The sequence below is a fragment of the uncultured Chitinophaga sp. genome (assembly GCF_937898475.1).
Taxonomy (GTDB): domain Bacteria; phylum Bacteroidota; class Bacteroidia; order Chitinophagales; family Chitinophagaceae; genus Chitinophaga.
In genome coordinates, this window is the sequence record NZ_CALEJS010000012.1 from 182417 (window position 1) to 199675 (window position 17259).

Genomic DNA, 17259 nt, shown 5'->3' on the forward strand with positions numbered 1-17259 from the left:
GACAGCTCACTTTATCGCTATCCCCAATCCTAATTGTATTTGGTGGGTTTTCCAGGAATACCGGTTGTCAATATCATTGAGATCACTCAGCCCCATCACATAGCGTCCGTAGAAGCGTACCTGTGATACATGCAGGGTTAGTCCTGCTGCTGCGCCCAGGTCATTCTTTTTAATGGCTCTACGGCCATTCTGCAGCAGGGTCTCGTCGTAAGACACCAGGAGGTTGTACTGCGGTCCCAGGTTAAGGCTGAGGAACTCGTTCACATTATACGTAAGCAATACCGGGATACTCAGGTAACCCAGCTGTATCTTGCTGTTGTTGGCGCCACTGGCGCCGCTGTTAACATAGTACTTCGTAAAATCCGCCCCGGCCTTGTTGTTGTACAGGGTGAACAGCAGTTCCGGCTGTATGGCCCACTTGCTGGAGATGTTCAGCTCCCCGAAAGCGCCGGCATTGAAAGCGGGTTTGAAAGTTCCTGCAAGGCCATTGCCATGAAGGGAATTAAAGCTCAGATCCGCCTTCAGGCCGAAGTGAAACGATTGACTGTAAGCAGCTGTTGTCAGCAACAGGCATCCGGTAATGATCAGTAATAATCTGTTGGTCATAGATACGTCAATATGGATATACAAATAAAGTATACCGCAAACGGATCTGCATCACCTAATAGATGACCGGGCAGTTTACAACCATGATACAGGAAAATTTATGGACGGATAATGAGCAGCCGGCAGCTCCTCTCACGGATCCAGCGGATCAAAGGGATCTTCGTGCAGGCTCTCTGCTACCGGCTCGTATTCCAGGCTGTTATCGTCCAGGCGTTTTACATTTTTGCAGGGATGGTAACGCAGGTCTTTATCACAGGTTTTGTTGAAGAAAATGCTGTTCACATAGGTGATGTGTATCTTGCTGCTGGTGCATAGTACTTTCTTGTTCGCCGGGAACCCGTTGCGGAACAGGATGCGGTTGGCATTACGGATGTTGGTAGTGGTATGCCTTGCATGAGGCTCAGCAATGATGGCTGTTTCCGGGATGCCGCAGCTGTCTTTCAGGAACCGCTTCATCTCGATGGCCTCACTGTATCTGGTACCGAAAGGATGCACATAGCCGCCCGATACAATAACGAACGGCGCTTTTTTATCGCGGTAAAGGGCGGCCCCCATACGGCAGCGTTCTTTACACATTTCGCTGATAGGCTCGTTGCCGGTGGGGCCCGCGCCCAGTATAAGGATGGCAGCGTAGGGGAAAGCGGCCCATTGTGTGCCTGGCAGCTGCTGATAGGCCGCGCGGTTCAGTGTGCTCAGGGGCTCATGCCTGGCGGCATGATCTTTCCCGTTCAGTTCCAGCAGGTCCATTGCCAGCTGCAGTACCGGCGAGAAGAACAGCATGGAAGGGTCTTTACGGGCGGACGTCTGTACCCAGCGTTTGCGCACTTCCTTTGTATAGTCCGCGCTACGCACGTCATAGGCGGCGGAATCTATTTTAGGATAACGCAGGCCTTTGTTTTGCGTATAAGCGGTCAGCACATAGTTCAACCCATAAGCTTCTTCCTTCCATCGCTGCGCCAGCAGCTTATCTTCGGGCATGGAGGCATAGCGCATAAACACACCGCTGGGCCGCAGGTGGCGTTGCAGGGTTTCCCTGAATGCGGGCTGCCGGTTATACATATCCTGTAAGATCTGGCCGATAGCGATGATCTGCTGATCGCTGAACACCAGTGATGCTGCAAAGCAGCTGGCATTGGGACACCCTTTCGCAATTTTGGCAGCCCGCTCGGGATATACCTGGTATTGCTGCAATGCCTTGTTTCCGCGGATGGCTTTCTGCAAGGCCGGTTCCTGCTCAAAAAGTGTAAGCAGGTAAAAGTTTTTGTCCTGCACCAGGTTTCCGCTTTGTACAAACTGGTATGCGGGATCAAAAGTTGGCTCATGTTGGGCCTGCAGTAGCACAGGCATTAACAGCCCTGCCAGGCAGATAATAGGGAACAGTCTACATTTCATCATATAATGCTGGTTCAGCAAAAGCTGTGCTGCAAAATAATAAATGTAGCCTACTCCTCATACTTTCGGTGGTATCAGTTTATACACCACCGGCGTCACCACTCTTGACAGTAAGGTAGAACTGATCAATCCCCCGATCAGCACAATTGCCAGCGGCGCAATCAACGGGTTGTTCGACAGGGCTATGGGTATCAGTCCGCCAATGGCGGTCAATGATGTCAGCACAATGGGTAAAAATCTCACTTCGCCGGCTTCCCTGATGGCCTGCTCCAGTGATCTGCCCTGTTGCCGCAGCTGGTTGGTAAAGTCTACCAGCAGGATGGTATTCTTTACCTCGATACCTGCCAGCGCTATCATACCTATGATCGCCACAAAGGAAAGCGAATTGCCGGTGAGCCATAATCCTACAGCTGCGCCTACCACTCCTAATGGTATAACAGATAATACGATCAGCGTGCTTTTGAAGGTGCGGAACTCCAGTATCAGCACGGCTATGAACATAAAGATGGTAACGAGCACAATGCTCATGAAGCCGCCGAAGGAATTGTTCCGGGATTCCACCTCGCCGCCCATCTCATAGCTATAGCCCGCAGGCAGGGCCATATGGTCCATTCTCCCGATCACATCATTGATCACACGGTCTACCAGGAACCCTTTCTGCACAAAGGCTTTCACTGCTACCACTCTTCTTTTTTCGTGGTGGATAATGTTCACCGGGGATGTTTCCAGCTTCAGATTGGCCACTTGTCCGAGGGGGTAAGGTTTGCCCTGTGTATTGCTCACGTAGAGGTTGCGGAAGGCGTCCAATGTGGGGCGGCCTTCGCGGCTGCGGGTCAGCAGGATATTGTAATCATTGTCGTTATTATCCGTGTACTGTCCCACATTCAATCCTGCTACGGCCAGGCGTACGGTGCGGTCTATATTGAGGGAGGGGATGCCCAGCAGCTGCGCTTTTTCCCGTTGGATGGCCACACGTATATCACTCTTCAGCAGGCTCACGGGGTTGTCTACATACATGGTGCCGGGAGTGCGTTGCAGCATGCCTTCCACGCGACCGGCCAGGGCTCTGAGCGTATCCAGGTCATCGCCGAAGAGGCGTACTTCCACGGGGGCGGCTACCGGTGGCCCCTGTTCAAAGTTCTTCACTTCCACTTTTGCACCGGGGTAGGGCGTCCATTGTTTGCGCAGCTTCTCTATCAGCGCCAGCTTGTCTTCCGGGTTGGTATGTTCATCCAGTTGTACAAAGATCTCTGCAAACTCGCTGTGCTCGTTCTCCGGTATCACGTTGTAATAGATCCGCGGATTACCCCTGCCTACGTTGGTGGCAAAGTATTTCACGGCGGGCTCTTTTCTCAGCACCGATTCTATATCCCTTGCTATACTGTTGGTGTATTGCAGGTTAGACTGCGGCGGAGCGGTAATGTTGATAAGGAACTGCGGCTTTTCGGATGCAGGGAAGAGGCTGAAGCCTATCGCGCCGAAGAGGTAGAGCGCGCCCACAAAGATCACTACGGTAGAGATCAGCGTGAGTGCAGGACGCTGTAAGGCTTTGTCCAGCAGGCGGGAATAGCTGCCATGGATCAGGCGTTTCAGCGCACGCATGAAGATGTTGCCATCCGGATGACCGTCATGTTTTTTCAACAGTTTGCTGGACAGGAAGGGGATGATCGTCAGCGATACCAGCATGGAGGCCAGTACGCTCAGTATCACGGCCAGCGGCAGGCTGCGGATAAAATCACCTGCGCCCTCCGGCATAAATACCAGTGGCATAAAAGCAATGATCAGGGCGGCGGTACAACCTACTACGGCCATGCCTATCTGTTTGGTAGCCTTCAGGGTGGCATCCATAGCGCTATGTCCTTCCAGTATCCATCGTTCTATGTTTTCCACCACCACAATACTGTCGTCTACCAGCAGGCCTAAGGCCACTACCAGTCCAACAATACTCAGCTGGTTCAGGTTATAGCCCATCAGCTGCAGCAGAATAATACCGATAGCGAGGGAGAGGGGGATAGAGATCATCACGATCAGGGATGGCCGGAAACCCAGTGGCAGCAGGGTGATGGCCACCAGCAGGATCGCGATAATGAAATCCTTTCCCAGGCTGCCCAGGCGGCGGTTTACGTTGTCTGCCTGGTCAAAGTGCTGTACCAGGTCAATATTGGCGGGCAGCGTTTTTTTGAATTTTTCGATCAGCGGCTTGTACAACTCCTGCGTTTTGCTGATGTTCTCGCCTTCTTTCTGGGCGGCCACCACAAATACGCAGCGGAAGCCGTTGAGGCGTGTCTGGTAGGATACATCGTCATAACCGTAGTATACTTTGGCAATATCCTTCAGGAAGAGATTGCGGCCGTTATTGCTGTATACGATGGTGTTCTTTACTTCTTCCAGGTTGTGATAGTTGCCGCTGGTTTTGATGTTGAACACACGGTTACCTGCGTCTACGCTGCCGCCGGGGATGCTGATGGTTTCATTCTGCAGGCTGTTGATCACGTTGCCGATGGGCAGGTTGAGCTGGGCCAGTTTTTCAAGGTCCAGTTCCACACGCACCTGTTGCTCCGGTAAGCCGAAGATCTCCACGTTCTTCAGTGGAGTGAGCTTTTCCAGTTCATCCTGCAGCTTTTCAGCATGGTACCTGAGTTTATCGCGGGGCGCATTTTCAGAGATCAGCGCTATCTGCATAATGTTCACATCAGATGGCTGCTGCTTCTGAATATCGATGCTGAGGTTTTCCTGCGGCAGATCGCGCCGTTTATTGTTCACGGTTCGTACCACCTCCTGGTATTTGTTATCTACATTGCTGCTGTATTTATATTCCACGCGGATAACGGCCAGTCCGTCGCTGATGGTGCTGCGAACATGCTTGATATCTTCCAGGGCGTAAATTTCTTTTTCCAGCGGATCTACAACCAGTTCTTCCATGTCCTTCGGACTGGTGCCAGGGTATACCGCGATCACGGTATAGGCGGGTGCGCGCATTTCCGGGTCTTCGGAACGCGGCATGTTCATGATGGTAGTGATGCCCAGTACGATGATCATGATAAAAATGACCAGGGTGAACTGGTAGTTCTTTACCGCGTAATCAGATATTTTCATTTGAAAAGGTTTAGTTGTTTTTCACTACGCGTATACTGCTACTGTCTGTTAAATACGCGCTTCCGGATATGATAAGATCTTTTGCGCCTTCCAGTCCTTTACTGATGATCACCCTGTCTTTCTCCATCGCCGCCACACTTACTTTTACCTTTTTGGCAGTTTTACCGTCATTTGTCACAAACACATAACCGGCGCCATCATCCCCGTCCAGCAGGGCATCGTAGGGAATACTCCAGGGGCCTGCAACACTGCCACTGGTAACTGCTGCGCCTTTGGTATGCACATTGGCTTTACCGAACATGCCAAAAGCAATGGCCGCGGGTTTTTCTCCTGCCAGGCGGATGTCTATCATGAACGATCCGCTTACCGGGTCTACTCCTTCCGCTCTGCGGGATACCACGCCCCGGAAGATTTTACCGGGCACAGATTCTACTTCCACTTCGGCGCTGTCCTGCAGGTGAATGGCCGCCCATTCTTTATTGCTGACGGCTACACGCAGTAGCCAGTTGCCGGACAAAGCGCCGTTGGTTTGTATCACGGCATTCCCTGATTTTACCTGTTGACCTTCATTCGCCAGTTTGCGCAGTACATAACCATTGCGGGGCGCGGTGATCACGGCATGACTGCGGTTGAACTGTGCGGAGCGCAGTTGCTGTTGTGCCATATCCAGCGCGGTTTTCGCGTTCTGCAGCTGTTCCAGTGTAGATACGCTGTCTTTGTACAGGTTATTGGTACGCTGGTAATCGCGTTGTGCTTTTTCATATGCCAGCTGTGCCTGTTGGGCCTGGGCGTCTATTTCGGTAGGATCCAGGATGGCTACGGTTTGTCCTTTGCGGATGGCATCGCCTTCCTTGACAAGGATGCGTTGTATGATGCCGTCTGTCTTGAAGGAGAGGACTACTTCATCATCCGTGGTAAATTGTCCGGATACCGGTATGCTCAGCGCTGGTGATTCGGCGGTAAGCGCCTGCAGTTGTACCGGGATGGCGGTTTGAGCCGGAACTTCCGAGGCGGCAGAGTTACTGCCACAGGCGTTCAACAGCGCAGCACCAGCCGTTAACAGCAGTAAAGCGTGAATAGTTTTCATATAAAAGCTGATTAAGTTATTGTTGATTTGGTAATGGATAAGTGGCTTGTGCCCGTTCTATCTCGGCCTGTGCTATTTGTACCTGTGCGTAGGCCTGTAATGCTTCCAGCCTGGCGTTGGTGAGCTGTTGCTGTGCATCCAGCAGTTCGAGGTACAGCAGCTGTCCTTCCTTGTATACTTTCACCTGGTCGGTATAATATTTTTCTGCCAGCTGCAATTGCGTTTGCGCGCTTTGATAATTGCTGCGCGCCGTCTGGAAATTATTCCTGGCGGTAGTCAGCTCCAGGCGCAGCTGCTGGGCCGTTTCATTATACATGGCTGCTGCGGCAGCAGCGTCAGAAGCGGCCTGTCTTGCTTTGGCGCGGCGCTGCCCGCCGGTAAAAAGGTCCCACTGCAGGTTAACGCCCCACATGTAGTAACGTGAATTATGATTGAAGTCCCAGTTGTAGGCTTGAGACCCAAGGTCGAGGTAAGTGTTCACCCTGGGAATGATGGCGGACTGCTGCTGTTTCTGCTGCAGCAGTGCGATCCGTTTTGTTTTGTCCAGCTGCAGCAGTTCTTCCCGCCGGCTGATATCCGGAAGAAGACGATCGCCCGTTTCATTAACGGCGGGTGACTGCTCACTGATAACCGTCAGCGCTGCACTGTCTGTAGCGATACTGTCTGTGAGCTGGCGGTTCAGCAAAAAATTAAAATAGCTCCGTGCGTTCTGCTGGTTGTTCCTGGCGGCGGTGATGGCCGCCAGTGTACGCTGCTGCTCTGTTTTTGCACGGGTAAGGGCGGTGCTGTTGCGTACACCGTTTTTCAGCAGGCTTTCATTTACGCGGATGTTCTCCTGCACCAGTTCCAGTGCGTTCAGGTAAATGTCTACCGATCTTGCTGCCTGGAAATAACGGTAATAGGCGCTCTTGATGTCTTTCACCAGCTGGCGTTTGTAGGCGTTCACCGCCGCCTGTTGCCGGGTGATGTCTTCCTGCCTGATCTGTTTGGCGTACCAGATCTCGGTGTTGATCAGCGGGAGCGTGGTACGCACTTTTGCGTCATAGAAATTGTCGGGGTTCAGCAGGAAAGACTGGTTGCTGACCGACTGAAATTTCTGGCTGCCTGTCAGCTCATTCAGTGTAGCATATACAGGGTTCATCAGGTCACCTATCGGCACATCGATTGTACGGCCGCCGCTGGATTTGGTATAGCTGCCCATCACGCTTACCTGCGGAAGGAACATGCCCCTGGCTTCATCCAAGGCATACATCGATTTATCCAGCTGGAAATTCCTTTGCTGTAAGGACTGGTTATTGGTGAAAGCTTCCTGTATATATTGTTCCAGTGCCCCGTTCTGTGCAGCTACCGGAGTGACCCCGGCACCCGTAATCAGCATTATTAATATGAATGCCAGTAACTTGATAATCTTTGTTGACATAATGAACACTGTTTAGTTAATATGCTAAAAAAAAGCTTTTGGTGAAAAAGCTTAAACCGCCACGGACGCTACAGTTGTCCATGGCCACTATCTCATTGCGAATTAATTAACTACGCCTTTATCATCCCCAGGTAGCTCTCTATCGAGCTATCTATCACCCCGGGGATCTCCGCTTCAGTCAGGTTAGATACCTTGATCCGGCAGCGTACGTTTAATGATACAATACCATGCAGCATAGACCAGATGGATAATGCCGCTACCATTGTGTCCGTAAATTTGATCTGTTTCTTTACTATACAGGCTTCCAGGGTAGTTACTACAAATGCAAAACAGGCTTCTCCGTTCAGCCATTTGGAGCCTTCTTCCTCTACTTTGTTCATGGGCGCCCGTATAATGAACATCAGGTCATAAATATCAGGATGCTCCAGGCCGAAATCGACATAGATCCTCGCGATCTGTCCCAGTCTTTTAAACGGATCTTTTGCAGTGGCCTTTTGCTGGAAGAGTTCCAGCAACTGGGCAAAGCCCTGGGCCTGTACATCATATAGCAGGTCGTCTTTATCTCTGTAATAAAGGTAAATAGTTGCCGGACTATACTCAATCTTCTCTGCGATGGCCCTGATGGAGGTCTTTTCATAGCCTGCTTCCACGAACATGCGCATGGCGGCATCCATAATCAGACGCTTCATCTCCAGCTTTTCCCTTTCTTTTCTATCAGCAATGCCCATGTTATTTTATTTACAATGCAAACTTACTGAACAGTGTTTAGTAAACCAAATATTTTTTTTCACAATATTTTCTACTTTGGATCGTCTTTACCGTCTAAGGAATGAACATTTAAATTTAGCGCTATGATACACACAATTTTAGGAGCAGGAGGAATTATCTCGAAAGAGCTGACAAAAGAATTGCTGGCCAACAATCAAAAGGTAAGGCTGGTGAGCCGCCAGCCCAGATCCATGGATGTTAATGTAGAGGTAAAAGCGGCAGACCTGCTGGACTATGAGCAAACCAGGGCAGCTGTTGCCGGGTCTGCTGTGGTGTATCTCTGCGCAGGACTTACCTATGATCATAAGATATGGGCTGTTTCCTGGCCAAAGATCATGCAGCATGCAATAGATGCCTGTAAAGCCGCCAATGCCCGGCTGATCTTCTTCGACAATGTATATATGTATGGCCTGGTAAAAGGCGCCATGACTGAAAGCACGCCGTATAATCCTGCCAGTAAGAAAGGGGAGATCCGCGCCCGTATCGCCACTCAGCTGATGGACGAAGCAAAGGCAGGTAACCTTCAGGCCAGTATTGCCCGCGCGGCTGATTTCTATGGCCCGGACGCAGATACTACGGGTATATTAAACCTCCTGGTGATCCAGAAGCTGCTGAAAAATCAGAAAGCGAACTGGCTGGGCCGCGACGATGTGCCTCACAGTTATACCTATACGCCCGATGCAGGGAAGGCACTGTACCTGCTGGGCAGCAATCCTGCCAGTGATAATGAAATATGGCACATGCCCACTTATAATCCCGCGCTAACCGGTAAGGAGTATATAGCGCTGATCGCTTCCCTGCTGGGCGTAAAGCCTTCCTATTCCAGGCTGAATGGCTTTATGGTAAGGCTGGCCGGTTTTTTTAATACGACCATCGGTGAGCTGCATGAAATGATGTACCAGAACACGGAGCCTTATTTCTTTGACTCCACTAAGTTTGAGCAGCGTTTTCATTTCAGGCCCACATCTTATGAAGACGGACTTGCAGCGGCGATTGCCGCAGCGAGGTAGGTCATACAGCCCATACTATTTTAACAATCATCCCCGAAGCATACTGAAAGCATAGTGAAAGCCTATTTTTTTTCCACCATGCGCTGCATCATTTCAGGATACCTGGCGCCCTGGATGCTGATCTTTGCTGCGGCAGCTGCTATCTGCTGCAGATCGTCTTCCGTCAGCTCAATAGTTACGCCGCCGATGTTTTCCTGCAAACGGCTCAGTTTAGTGGTGCCGGGTATCGGTACGATCCAGGGCTTTTGTGCCAGCAGCCATGCTAGTGCTATCTGTGCAGAAGTGGCATTTTTTGCCTGGGCAATGTCTTTTATCAGCAGTACCAACGCCTGGTTGGCTTTCCTGTTCTCCTCTGTAAAACGGGGGAGGGTGTTGCGGAAATCGTTTTTGTCAAACTGTGTGTTTTCATTGATGGCGCCTGTGAGGTAGCCTCTGCCCAGTGGACTGAAAGGCACAAAGCCAATACCCAGTTCTTCCAGCAGGGGAAGGATCTCCTGTTCGGGTTCGCGCCACCACAGTGAATACTCGCTTTGCAGGGCGGCCACCGGCTGTACGGCATGCGCCTTACGGATGGTTGCGGGTGCTGCTTCAGAAAGTCCCCAGTGCCTGATCTTTCCTTCCTTTATCAGGTCCTGTATGGTGCCTGCCACCTCTTCGATCGGTACAGCAGGGTCTACCCGGTGTTGATAGAACAGGTCGATATAATCGGTTTTCAGCCGCTTTAAAGAGGCTTCTGCCACGGCCCTGATGTTCTCCGGCCTGCTATCGGTTCCCTGGGCAGGAATAGCATTCTTACAACCAAATTTGGTGGCGATGATCACGTCTTTGCGGATGGGGGCCAGGGCTTCGCCCAGCAGCTCTTCGTTGGTAAAGGGCCCGTAAGCTTCTGCGGTATCAAAAAAGGTAATGCCGGCATCGAAGGCGGCGCGTAATAATTTAATGCCTTCCTCTTTGTCAACTGCCGGACCGTAGGCAAAGCTCAATCCCATACAACCCAGGCCAAGTGCCGATACTTCAAGGCCGCTGTTGCCCAGTAATCTCTTTTTCATATTGATATTTATTAACGGTTAATACTGTTGGTTGTTCCAAAAAACTTCCGATGCAAAGGTCTGGTGATGGAGGACGGAAATAGTATACCTATTACGGATTCACCTACCAAAATTACTGATTGGGCGAAATACCTGTGCGCAGGCTGTTTTTATGTGGTACTTTTATCGCAGAAACGAGGTGCTATGGAAGAGATCGTAAAATTAGACAGCATTGCACAGTACAATGCCATACGCGGCGTAACCACCCTGCATCCGTTGGTGAGTGTTGTTGACCTGTCAAAGGCGCAGCCGATGCCCGTAGGCAAATATCATTTCGGGCTGTATAGTATCTTTCTGAAGGAAGTAAAGTGTGGCGACCTGAAGTATGGCCGGAATTTATATGACTACCAGGAAGGTACCCTGGTGTTTATTGCACCCGGACAGGTGCTGGGCGTTGAAGCCAAGGTAAAGTCATTTACCCCCAAGGGATGGTCGTTGGTATTTCACCCGGAGTTCATCCGCGGTACTTCGCTGGGGAAGCGTATACAGGAATACTCTTTCTTTTCTTATCATGTAAGTGAGGCCCTGCATCTCTCAGACAAAGAACGTCAGCTGGTGCTGGACTGTTTTGCAAAGATTGAATATGAGCTGGAACATGCCATAGATAAGCACAGCAAGATGCTGATTGCTGCCAATATTGAGTTGTTCCTGAATTATTGCATCCGCTTTTATGACCGGCAGTTCATCACCCGCGATAACGCCCATAAAGGTGCACTGGAGAGATTTGAACGTTTGCTGGATGATTACTTCATAACAGATAAGCCCCTGGCCGATGGGCTGCCGGCAGTAGGATGGTGTGCGGCACAACTGAACCTTTCACCCAACTACTTTGGAGACCTGGTGAAGAAGGAGACAGGGATCTCTGCACAGGAGTATATTCAATCCAAAGTGATCGATATTGCCAAGGAGAAAATATTTGACAGCAGTAAATCGGTCAGTGAAGTAGCATATGAGCTGGGCTTTAAATATCCCCAGCATTTTACACGCCTGTTTAAACAGAAAGTAGGGCTTACGCCCAATGAATACAGGTCCTCCCAGTCTGTATAAAAAGCGAAAACCACCCAGGACTGGGCGGTTGTGTTACTTTGCCTAGAATTTACACTACAATTTGTCGGTGCAAGATTACGCTGCCTGCACTAAAAAATGCACTAATCAGATGTTAACAGGAAAATGAATCTGGTGTTAACAGTGGTTTGCCGTTTCTCATAACACCACCCTCATGCCAAAAAAACTTTTTGCATTTTCCAAACCCGCCCCTATCTTTGCACCCAGTTCTTTAGATCACTTATCAAGAAAGGCAGAGGGAATTGGCCCGATGAAGCCTTAGCAACCAGTCGCTTCCACCAGAGCGATCAAGGTGCTACATCCATCCCGGTACACTCCGGGGCAGATAAGTCAGTAATAGTTTGCTTTAAGTTTTTTACACCATAAAGAGAACTCACCTGACTACCAGGTGAGTTTTTTTGTTTTAAGGCATTCCTTATCCAGCTCACTCTCTTTTCTTGAAAAGTTATTATCAATCTGGCTGTCAGTGCCCAACAGCCGCATTGCCGCGGCATTCACTGATAACTGATCATTGCTGAAGAACCTGTCTAAACAACTTTTTCATCAAACTAAAAAACAAAAAGAGATGAGCACCATCACACAACTGATCCATTCCATTCCTGTAGATGAACTGACCGGCGCTATTGCAGTACCCATTTACCAAACGTCCACCTTCGTACAGGAAGCGCCCGGCATTAACAAAGGCTTTGATTACGCACGTACCAACAACCCTACCAGGCAGACGCTGGAGAACATCGTAGCCGGACTGGAAGGCGGTGAAACCGGTATCGCTTTTTCCAGCGGCCTCGCTGCTATAGACGCCATCCTTAAACTGCTGCAGGGAGGCGATGAGATTGTTGCGGTAGACGACATCTACGGAGGGGCGTTCCGGTTATTCAGCAAAGTGTATGAGAAATTCGGTATTAAGGTGCATTATGTAGATACTTCCAACCTGCATGCCATCGTAAACGCCATTACGCCGGCCACCCGCCTGATATGGCTGGAAACACCCACCAATCCTACGCTTAAGATCTCCGATATCAGCGCCATTGCAGACATTGCAAAAGCGCATAACTGCAAGCTTTGTGTTGACAATACCTTCGCTTCGCCCGTATTGCAGCAGCCCTTATCACTGGGCGCCGACATCGTGGTGCACAGCGCCACCAAATACCTGGGCGGCCATAGTGACCTGATTGCCGGTGTGGTGGTAACCCGTACCCGCGAGCTGGGCGCCGAGATCAAATTCTACCAGAATGCCTGCGGGGCCGTGCTTTCGCCGTTTGACAGCTTCCTGCTGATCCGTGGTATAGAAACCGTTCACCTGCGTGTTAAACAGCATTGCGCCAATGCCCTGGAAATAGCCCGCTTCCTGGAACAGCATCCCGAAGTAGATAAGGTGTTCTATCCCGGTCTGCCATCACACCCTGGCCACGACATTGCCCGTAAACAGCAGAAAGGTTTCGGCGGCATCGTCTCCTTCTCCCTGAAAAACGATACCGAAGAAGCGGCACAGGCCTTTGTTACCAGCACTTCCTGTTTCAGGCTGGCAGAAAGCCTGGGCGGTATTAAAAGCCTTTTATGTCACCCGGCTTCTATGACCCATAAATCCATACCGGACGAGAAACGCAGGGCTGCCGGTGTAGCGGATAGCCTTATCCGTTTGTCCGTAGGACTGGAAGAAGCAGCAGACCTTGTGGCCGACCTGGAGCAGGCTTTTAAAAAAGCAGGGAAAAAACTAACTTCGGCAATCGGTACCGGCGTCTATTGATGCTAAACCGGTACCCTGCATCATATGAACAGCTATCTTATGAACCTGTGCCGCTATCTGCTACTGCTTTTGCTTTGCTGCCCCGGCAGCGCATTTGCCCGTCAGCCGCCTCCTGCTGTAAAGGCAAAGCCAACCTTGCTGAAGAACATTACGCTGATAGACGGCACCGGTGCTGCTCCTAAAAAGAAAGTCAGCCTGCTGCTGCAGGATGGTAATATCGCCAAGGTACTGCCCGCTACCGCCGTAGCACCACCCGCCGCCCGTGTGGTAGATGGCACCGGTAAAACGGTGATGCCCACACTGATCAATATGCATGGGCACCTGGGACTGCTCAAGGGGAATAAGTCCGGCCCGGAAAACTATTCCCAGAGCAACATCATCAGCCAGCTCAGGAAATACCAGGCCTACGGCGTAAGCCAGGTGTTAAGCCTGGGGATGGACCGCGATATCATCTTCCAGCTGCGCAATGCTTCGCATAAAGGCCTGATACCCGGCGCTACCTTTTATACTGCCGGTTATGGCATAGGGGCCGAAGGCGGTGCACCTCCCGCTACCCTGGCAGATAAGGTGTTACGCCCTACCACGGCAGATGAAGCCGTAAAGGCCATTCAGCAGCTCGCATCCCTCAAAGTGGATTTTGTGAAGATCTGGGTGGACGATGGGGGAGGATCACAACCCAAAGTACCGGTTGAAGTGTATGAAGCCGCCATCGCAGAAGCGCATAACCAGCATCTGCGTGTAGCCGCCCACGTGTACTTCCTGGAAGATGCCCGCCGGCTCGTAAAAGCAGGTATAGATGTACTGGCGCATAGCATACGCGACCAGGAAATTGATAATGCACTTCTCAGCGATATGAAGGCCAAAGGTACCTGTTATATTCCGACGCTCTCACTGGATGAATATAACTTTGTATACGCCGGTCAGCCAGACTGGCTCAATGATCCCTTCTTCAAGGCTTCCCTGGAACCGGAGGTGTGGGAGATGCTGATCAGCCCAGCATATAAAACGCAGCAGCAGAATGATCCGGCCCGCGAGAAAAAGATGAAAGCATTTGCGACTGCACAGCGCAATCTGCATAAGCTGGATAGCGCAGGTATTAAAATACTGCTGGGTACAGACTCCGGCGCTTTCCCCGTACGGGCGCAGGGCTTTTCTGAGCACCTGGAACTGCAGCTGATGGTGGAAGCGGGCCTTACACCCCTGAAAGCCATTACAGCAGCTACCCGCAACGGGGCCCAGGTGTTAGGGATAGATAAAGAATACGGCACTTTACAGCCGGGAAAGAAAGCGGACTTCATTGTGCTGGGTGCTGATCCAACCGTGGATATCCGCAATACCCGGAAAATTCTGGAAGTATGGAGAGGAGGGAAGAAGATGGACCTTACTTTCTGATCATCCGCCGGCTTCGGTAGCTGGCAGCTGGGAATTATTTGTCCGCGTAAAACGGGTCACCATCATCGCGCATACATTATCCCCCGTAGCATTCAGCACCGTAGCCAGCGGGTCTACCAGGGTACCAATGATCATTGCCGGCGGCAATGCCTCCTGCGGGAACCCATATACGGAGATCATCAGCAGCTCGCCGATATAGGCGCCGTTGGGCACACCGCCTTCCACCATGCTCACTATAACGGTAATGCCTAGTGCAAGCAGCACGGCATCTGCCGTGTTCAGCGACCTGCCGAACATGGTGAACACCACCGCTATTTTCACGATAGAGGAAATACTGGAACCGTCTTTATGCAGGGTGGCGCCCAGCGGTACCACAATATTCCGGATGTGCTGCGGTACGCCCATTTTAGCCGTGCCGTCCAGGTTGGCGGGAATGGTGGCAATACTGCTGCAGGTGCCCAGCGCCGTGAGCGATGGAACAATATTGTTACGCCAGAAGGTTTTAATGCCGCGTACCCCCCCGGCTATAAATGCATACAGCGTAAAGCCCACAAAAAAGTAAAAGATGCCGAAACCATAATACACCGCCATGGAACGGCCATAGATACCAAACAGCTGCGGTCCCAGTGTACCCACCTGGTAGGCAAAATAAGCGCCCAGGCCTACAGGTCCGGCTTTCATTACCACTATTACCAGGCTTTTCATTACCTCGTTTCCCGAGTTGAGAAAGCGGCGAAAGGGTTCTCCTGCCTCACCCGCCTTTAACACGGCAAAACCTGTGAGCAGTGAAAAGATGATCAGCGGCAGCATCGCCCTGCGGGATAACAGTTCAAAAAATTCTCCGGTGGTCAGCAGTCCGGTGATCTGCTCTCCCAGGGTTAATTGCTGCACCGTCTCTGTCAGGGTGGCCTGTGTATCTACCTGCTGATGTATGGGGAATATCCAGATGGTTACGATCGTAAAGAAAGCAGACACCAGTACGGTGCCCAGAAACACCATCACCATCACAGACATGATCTTTCCCAGTTTTTGCGATCGGTCTACATTGGCAATGGCAGTGGCAATGGCAAAGAATACCAGCGGTATTACGGCGGTAAACAAAAGGTTCAGGAAAATATCTCCAATAGGCTTCAGGATGGTAACACGGGGGCCCAGTATCAATCCCAGTATGCTGCCGGCAATAATACCGCATAATAACCAGATCATATTGCCGTAGTTCTTCAGGAAAGTACCGTTCATGATATTAGTTTTGATAAAAATAAGAACTATTGTATTTTGATGAAGGAAAAACTGTAAACAGATAACTAACAACTTATAACAATGATTCCACAATCTGATCGCAGAAGTTTTTTGAAGAAAGCCGCCATGGGCAGTATGATGGCCCTGAGTATGCCCGAGATCGTATCTGCCGCCTTTGCAAAGGAACCCAGGTCCAAAGCAGGAAAGATCGCATTAAGAAAAGATGCCGTAGTACTGTTCCAGGGAGATTCCATTACAGATGCGGGCCGTAAACGGGAAGACGCCAAACCCAATGACGTTGGGTCCCTGGGCCGTGGATACGCCTTCCTGGCAGCCGCCTCCCTGCTGGAAAAACATGCGGATAAAAACCTGCAGATCTACAACAAAGGGATCAGCGGCAATAAAGTATACCAGCTGGCTGAACGGTGGGATGCAGACTGCATTGATCTTAAACCGGATATCCTCAGCATCCTCATTGGTGTAAATGATTTCTGGCACACCCTCAACGACAATTACAACGGTACCGTACAGAAATACCGCGATGATTATAAGGCACTGCTTACCCGCACCAAAGACAAGCTGCCCGATGTGAAGCTGATCATTGGCGAGCCCTTTGCTGTAAACGGCGTGAAAGCGGTAGACAATAAATGGTTCCCCGCTTTTGATGAATACCGCGCCGTTGCCCGCGAGCTGGCCAACAGCTTCAACGCCGTATTCATTCCCTACCAGAGCATATTTGACAAAGCGCAGAAAGTGGCTCCCGGCGCCTACTGGACGGGCGACGGCGTGCATCCAAGCATAGCCGGTAATGCCCTGATGGCACATGCCTGGGAAGAAGCAATTAAATAGTGGTCATTGGTCATGGGTCGTTAGTGAGGGGCGGGTTAACTGTATCAGCCGCTCACTAACGGCTGATGACTACCCGGCTAAGCGAAATTTCCCTACCTTTGCCCTGTTGAAACGTACGATCAGCATATTACTCCTCTGCATCTATCTGTGCAATGCCACAGAGTGTAACCAGCTGCTCAAAATTCCCATCTTCTTTGCCCATGTGCAGGAGCATATGGCCGAGCACCGCTACGTAACCTTGTGGGGCTTTATTACAGAGCACTACCTGATGGATCAGCCGTACGATGATGACTACGCCCGCGATATGGAGCTGCCCTTCAAATCGCACGAATATCTTACCTATACCAACCCGGTGCCTCCGCCACCCACGCAACCACAGCTTACCATGGTGGTGCAGCGCCAGGTAACCATTATCTATCCCGACTACATTAACAGGTTCCACCCGCTTATATATCATCCTGATATCTTCCAGCCTCCCAAATCTTTGTGCTGATTTTACC

At 50.8% G+C, this 17259-nt stretch carries 14 protein-coding genes and 1 riboswitch; of the genes, 6 read left to right on the forward strand and 8 right to left on the reverse strand.

Features of this window, described 5'->3' with window-relative positions; all coding sequences use genetic code 11:
- Positions 1 to 6 precede the first annotated feature (6 nt).
- The 6 genes from Q0577_RS04150 to Q0577_RS04175 all read right to left on the reverse strand — a co-directional run bounded on the left by Q0577_RS04150 (position 7) and on the right by Q0577_RS04175 (position 8329).
- Positions 7 to 606, reverse strand: a complete 600-nt coding sequence (locus Q0577_RS04150; RefSeq protein WP_298733102.1) for a porin family protein — start codon at positions 604 to 606, stop codon at positions 7 to 9.
- A 132-nt stretch (positions 607 to 738) separates the two neighbouring features.
- Positions 739 to 2001 carry a YdcF family protein gene (locus Q0577_RS04155; protein WP_298733104.1) on the reverse strand — a complete coding sequence of 421 codons (1263 nt, stop codon included), beginning with the start codon at positions 1999 to 2001 and terminating at the stop codon, positions 739 to 741.
- 54 nt (positions 2002 to 2055) lie between these two features.
- Positions 2056 to 5094 (reverse strand): efflux RND transporter permease subunit, encoded by a 3039-nt coding sequence (locus tag Q0577_RS04160; RefSeq protein WP_298733106.1) that lies wholly within the window; start codon positions 5092 to 5094, stop codon positions 2056 to 2058.
- Positions 5095 to 5104: 10 nt separating this feature from the next.
- Entirely contained in the window at positions 5105 to 6181 is a 1077-nt protein-coding gene (locus Q0577_RS04165) for an efflux RND transporter periplasmic adaptor subunit (protein WP_298733108.1), read from the reverse strand.
- A 16-nt stretch (positions 6182 to 6197) separates the two neighbouring features.
- Positions 6198 to 7601 (reverse strand): TolC family protein, encoded by a 1404-nt coding sequence (locus tag Q0577_RS04170; RefSeq protein ID WP_298733110.1) that lies wholly within the window; start codon positions 7599 to 7601, stop codon positions 6198 to 6200.
- 110 nt (positions 7602 to 7711) lie between these two features.
- Positions 7712 to 8329: a TetR/AcrR family transcriptional regulator gene (locus tag Q0577_RS04175; protein WP_298733112.1), complete on the reverse strand. Its 618-nt coding sequence runs from the start codon at positions 8327 to 8329 to the stop codon at positions 7712 to 7714.
- Between the two features lie 123 nt (positions 8330 to 8452).
- On the opposite strand from Q0577_RS04175, the gene Q0577_RS04180 reads away from it, so the two are divergent.
- On the forward strand, positions 8453 to 9379 hold the full coding sequence (locus tag Q0577_RS04180) for an NAD-dependent epimerase/dehydratase family protein (protein WP_298733114.1): 927 nt from the start codon (positions 8453 to 8455) through the stop codon (positions 9377 to 9379).
- A gap of 62 nt (positions 9380 to 9441) precedes the next feature.
- On the opposite strand, the gene Q0577_RS04185 is transcribed toward Q0577_RS04180, so the two are convergent.
- The gene (locus tag Q0577_RS04185) at positions 9442 to 10428 is read right to left on the reverse strand and encodes an aldo/keto reductase (RefSeq protein WP_298733116.1); all 987 of its coding nucleotides are present in this window, start codon (positions 10426 to 10428) and stop codon (positions 9442 to 9444) included.
- Positions 10429 to 10611: 183 nt separating this feature from the next.
- On the opposite strand from Q0577_RS04185, the gene Q0577_RS04190 reads away from it, so the two are divergent.
- The 3 genes from Q0577_RS04190 to Q0577_RS04200 all read left to right on the forward strand — a co-directional run bounded on the left by Q0577_RS04190 (position 10612) and on the right by Q0577_RS04200 (position 14671).
- On the forward strand, positions 10612 to 11514 hold the full coding sequence (locus Q0577_RS04190) for an AraC family transcriptional regulator (RefSeq protein WP_298733118.1): 903 nt from the start codon (positions 10612 to 10614) through the stop codon (positions 11512 to 11514).
- A 235-nt stretch (positions 11515 to 11749) separates the two neighbouring features.
- Positions 11750 to 11864, forward strand: a riboswitch (SAM riboswitch).
- A gap of 179 nt (positions 11865 to 12043) precedes the next feature.
- A complete protein-coding gene (locus Q0577_RS04195) occupies positions 12044 to 13279 on the forward strand; it encodes a cystathionine gamma-synthase (RefSeq protein ID WP_366883835.1) in 1236 nt (411 codons plus the stop codon).
- A gap of 24 nt (positions 13280 to 13303) precedes the next feature.
- Positions 13304 to 14671: an amidohydrolase family protein gene (locus Q0577_RS04200; RefSeq protein WP_298733120.1), complete on the forward strand. Its 1368-nt coding sequence runs from the start codon at positions 13304 to 13306 to the stop codon at positions 14669 to 14671.
- On the opposite strand, the gene Q0577_RS04205 is transcribed toward Q0577_RS04200, so the two are convergent.
- A complete protein-coding gene (locus tag Q0577_RS04205; protein WP_298733122.1) occupies positions 14672 to 15910 on the reverse strand; it encodes a dicarboxylate/amino acid:cation symporter in 1239 nt (412 codons plus the stop codon).
- Positions 15911 to 15991: 81 nt separating this feature from the next.
- Between Q0577_RS04205 and Q0577_RS04210 the strand changes: the two genes are divergently transcribed.
- Both Q0577_RS04210 and Q0577_RS04215 read left to right on the forward strand, forming a co-directional pair.
- Positions 15992 to 16759 carry an SGNH/GDSL hydrolase family protein gene (locus Q0577_RS04210; RefSeq protein ID WP_298733124.1) on the forward strand — a complete coding sequence of 256 codons (768 nt, stop codon included), beginning with the start codon at positions 15992 to 15994 and terminating at the stop codon, positions 16757 to 16759.
- A gap of 106 nt (positions 16760 to 16865) precedes the next feature.
- The gene (locus Q0577_RS04215) at positions 16866 to 17252 is read left to right on the forward strand and encodes a hypothetical protein (protein ID WP_298733126.1); all 387 of its coding nucleotides are present in this window, start codon (positions 16866 to 16868) and stop codon (positions 17250 to 17252) included.
- Positions 17253 to 17259 lie beyond the last annotated feature (7 nt).

Coding starts and splice junctions, on each gene's coding strand:
- Q0577_RS04175 (WP_298733112.1), bottom strand. CDS start 8,329: ATGGGCATTGCTGATAGAAAAGAAAGGGAAAAGCTGGAGATGAAGCGT.
- Q0577_RS04190 (WP_298733118.1), top strand. CDS start 10,612: ATGGAAGAGATCGTAAAATTAGACAGCATTGCACAGTACAATGCCATA.
- Q0577_RS04155 (WP_298733104.1), bottom strand. CDS start 2,001: ATGATGAAATGTAGACTGTTCCCTATTATCTGCCTGGCAGGGCTGTTA.
- Q0577_RS04170 (WP_298733110.1), bottom strand. CDS start 7,601: ATGTCAACAAAGATTATCAAGTTACTGGCATTCATATTAATAATGCTG.
- Q0577_RS04180 (WP_298733114.1), top strand. CDS start 8,453: ATGATACACACAATTTTAGGAGCAGGAGGAATTATCTCGAAAGAGCTG.
- Q0577_RS04200 (WP_298733120.1), top strand. CDS start 13,304: ATGAACAGCTATCTTATGAACCTGTGCCGCTATCTGCTACTGCTTTTG.
- Q0577_RS04150 (WP_298733102.1), bottom strand. CDS start 606: ATGACCAACAGATTATTACTGATCATTACCGGATGCCTGTTGCTGACA.
- Q0577_RS04210 (WP_298733124.1), top strand. CDS start 15,992: ATGATTCCACAATCTGATCGCAGAAGTTTTTTGAAGAAAGCCGCCATG.
- Q0577_RS04165 (WP_298733108.1), bottom strand. CDS start 6,181: ATGAAAACTATTCACGCTTTACTGCTGTTAACGGCTGGTGCTGCGCTG.
- Q0577_RS04205 (WP_298733122.1), bottom strand. CDS start 15,910: ATGAACGGTACTTTCCTGAAGAACTACGGCAATATGATCTGGTTATTA.
- Q0577_RS04185 (WP_298733116.1), bottom strand. CDS start 10,428: ATGAAAAAGAGATTACTGGGCAACAGCGGCCTTGAAGTATCGGCACTT.
- Q0577_RS04160 (WP_298733106.1), bottom strand. CDS start 5,094: ATGAAAATATCTGATTACGCGGTAAAGAACTACCAGTTCACCCTGGTC.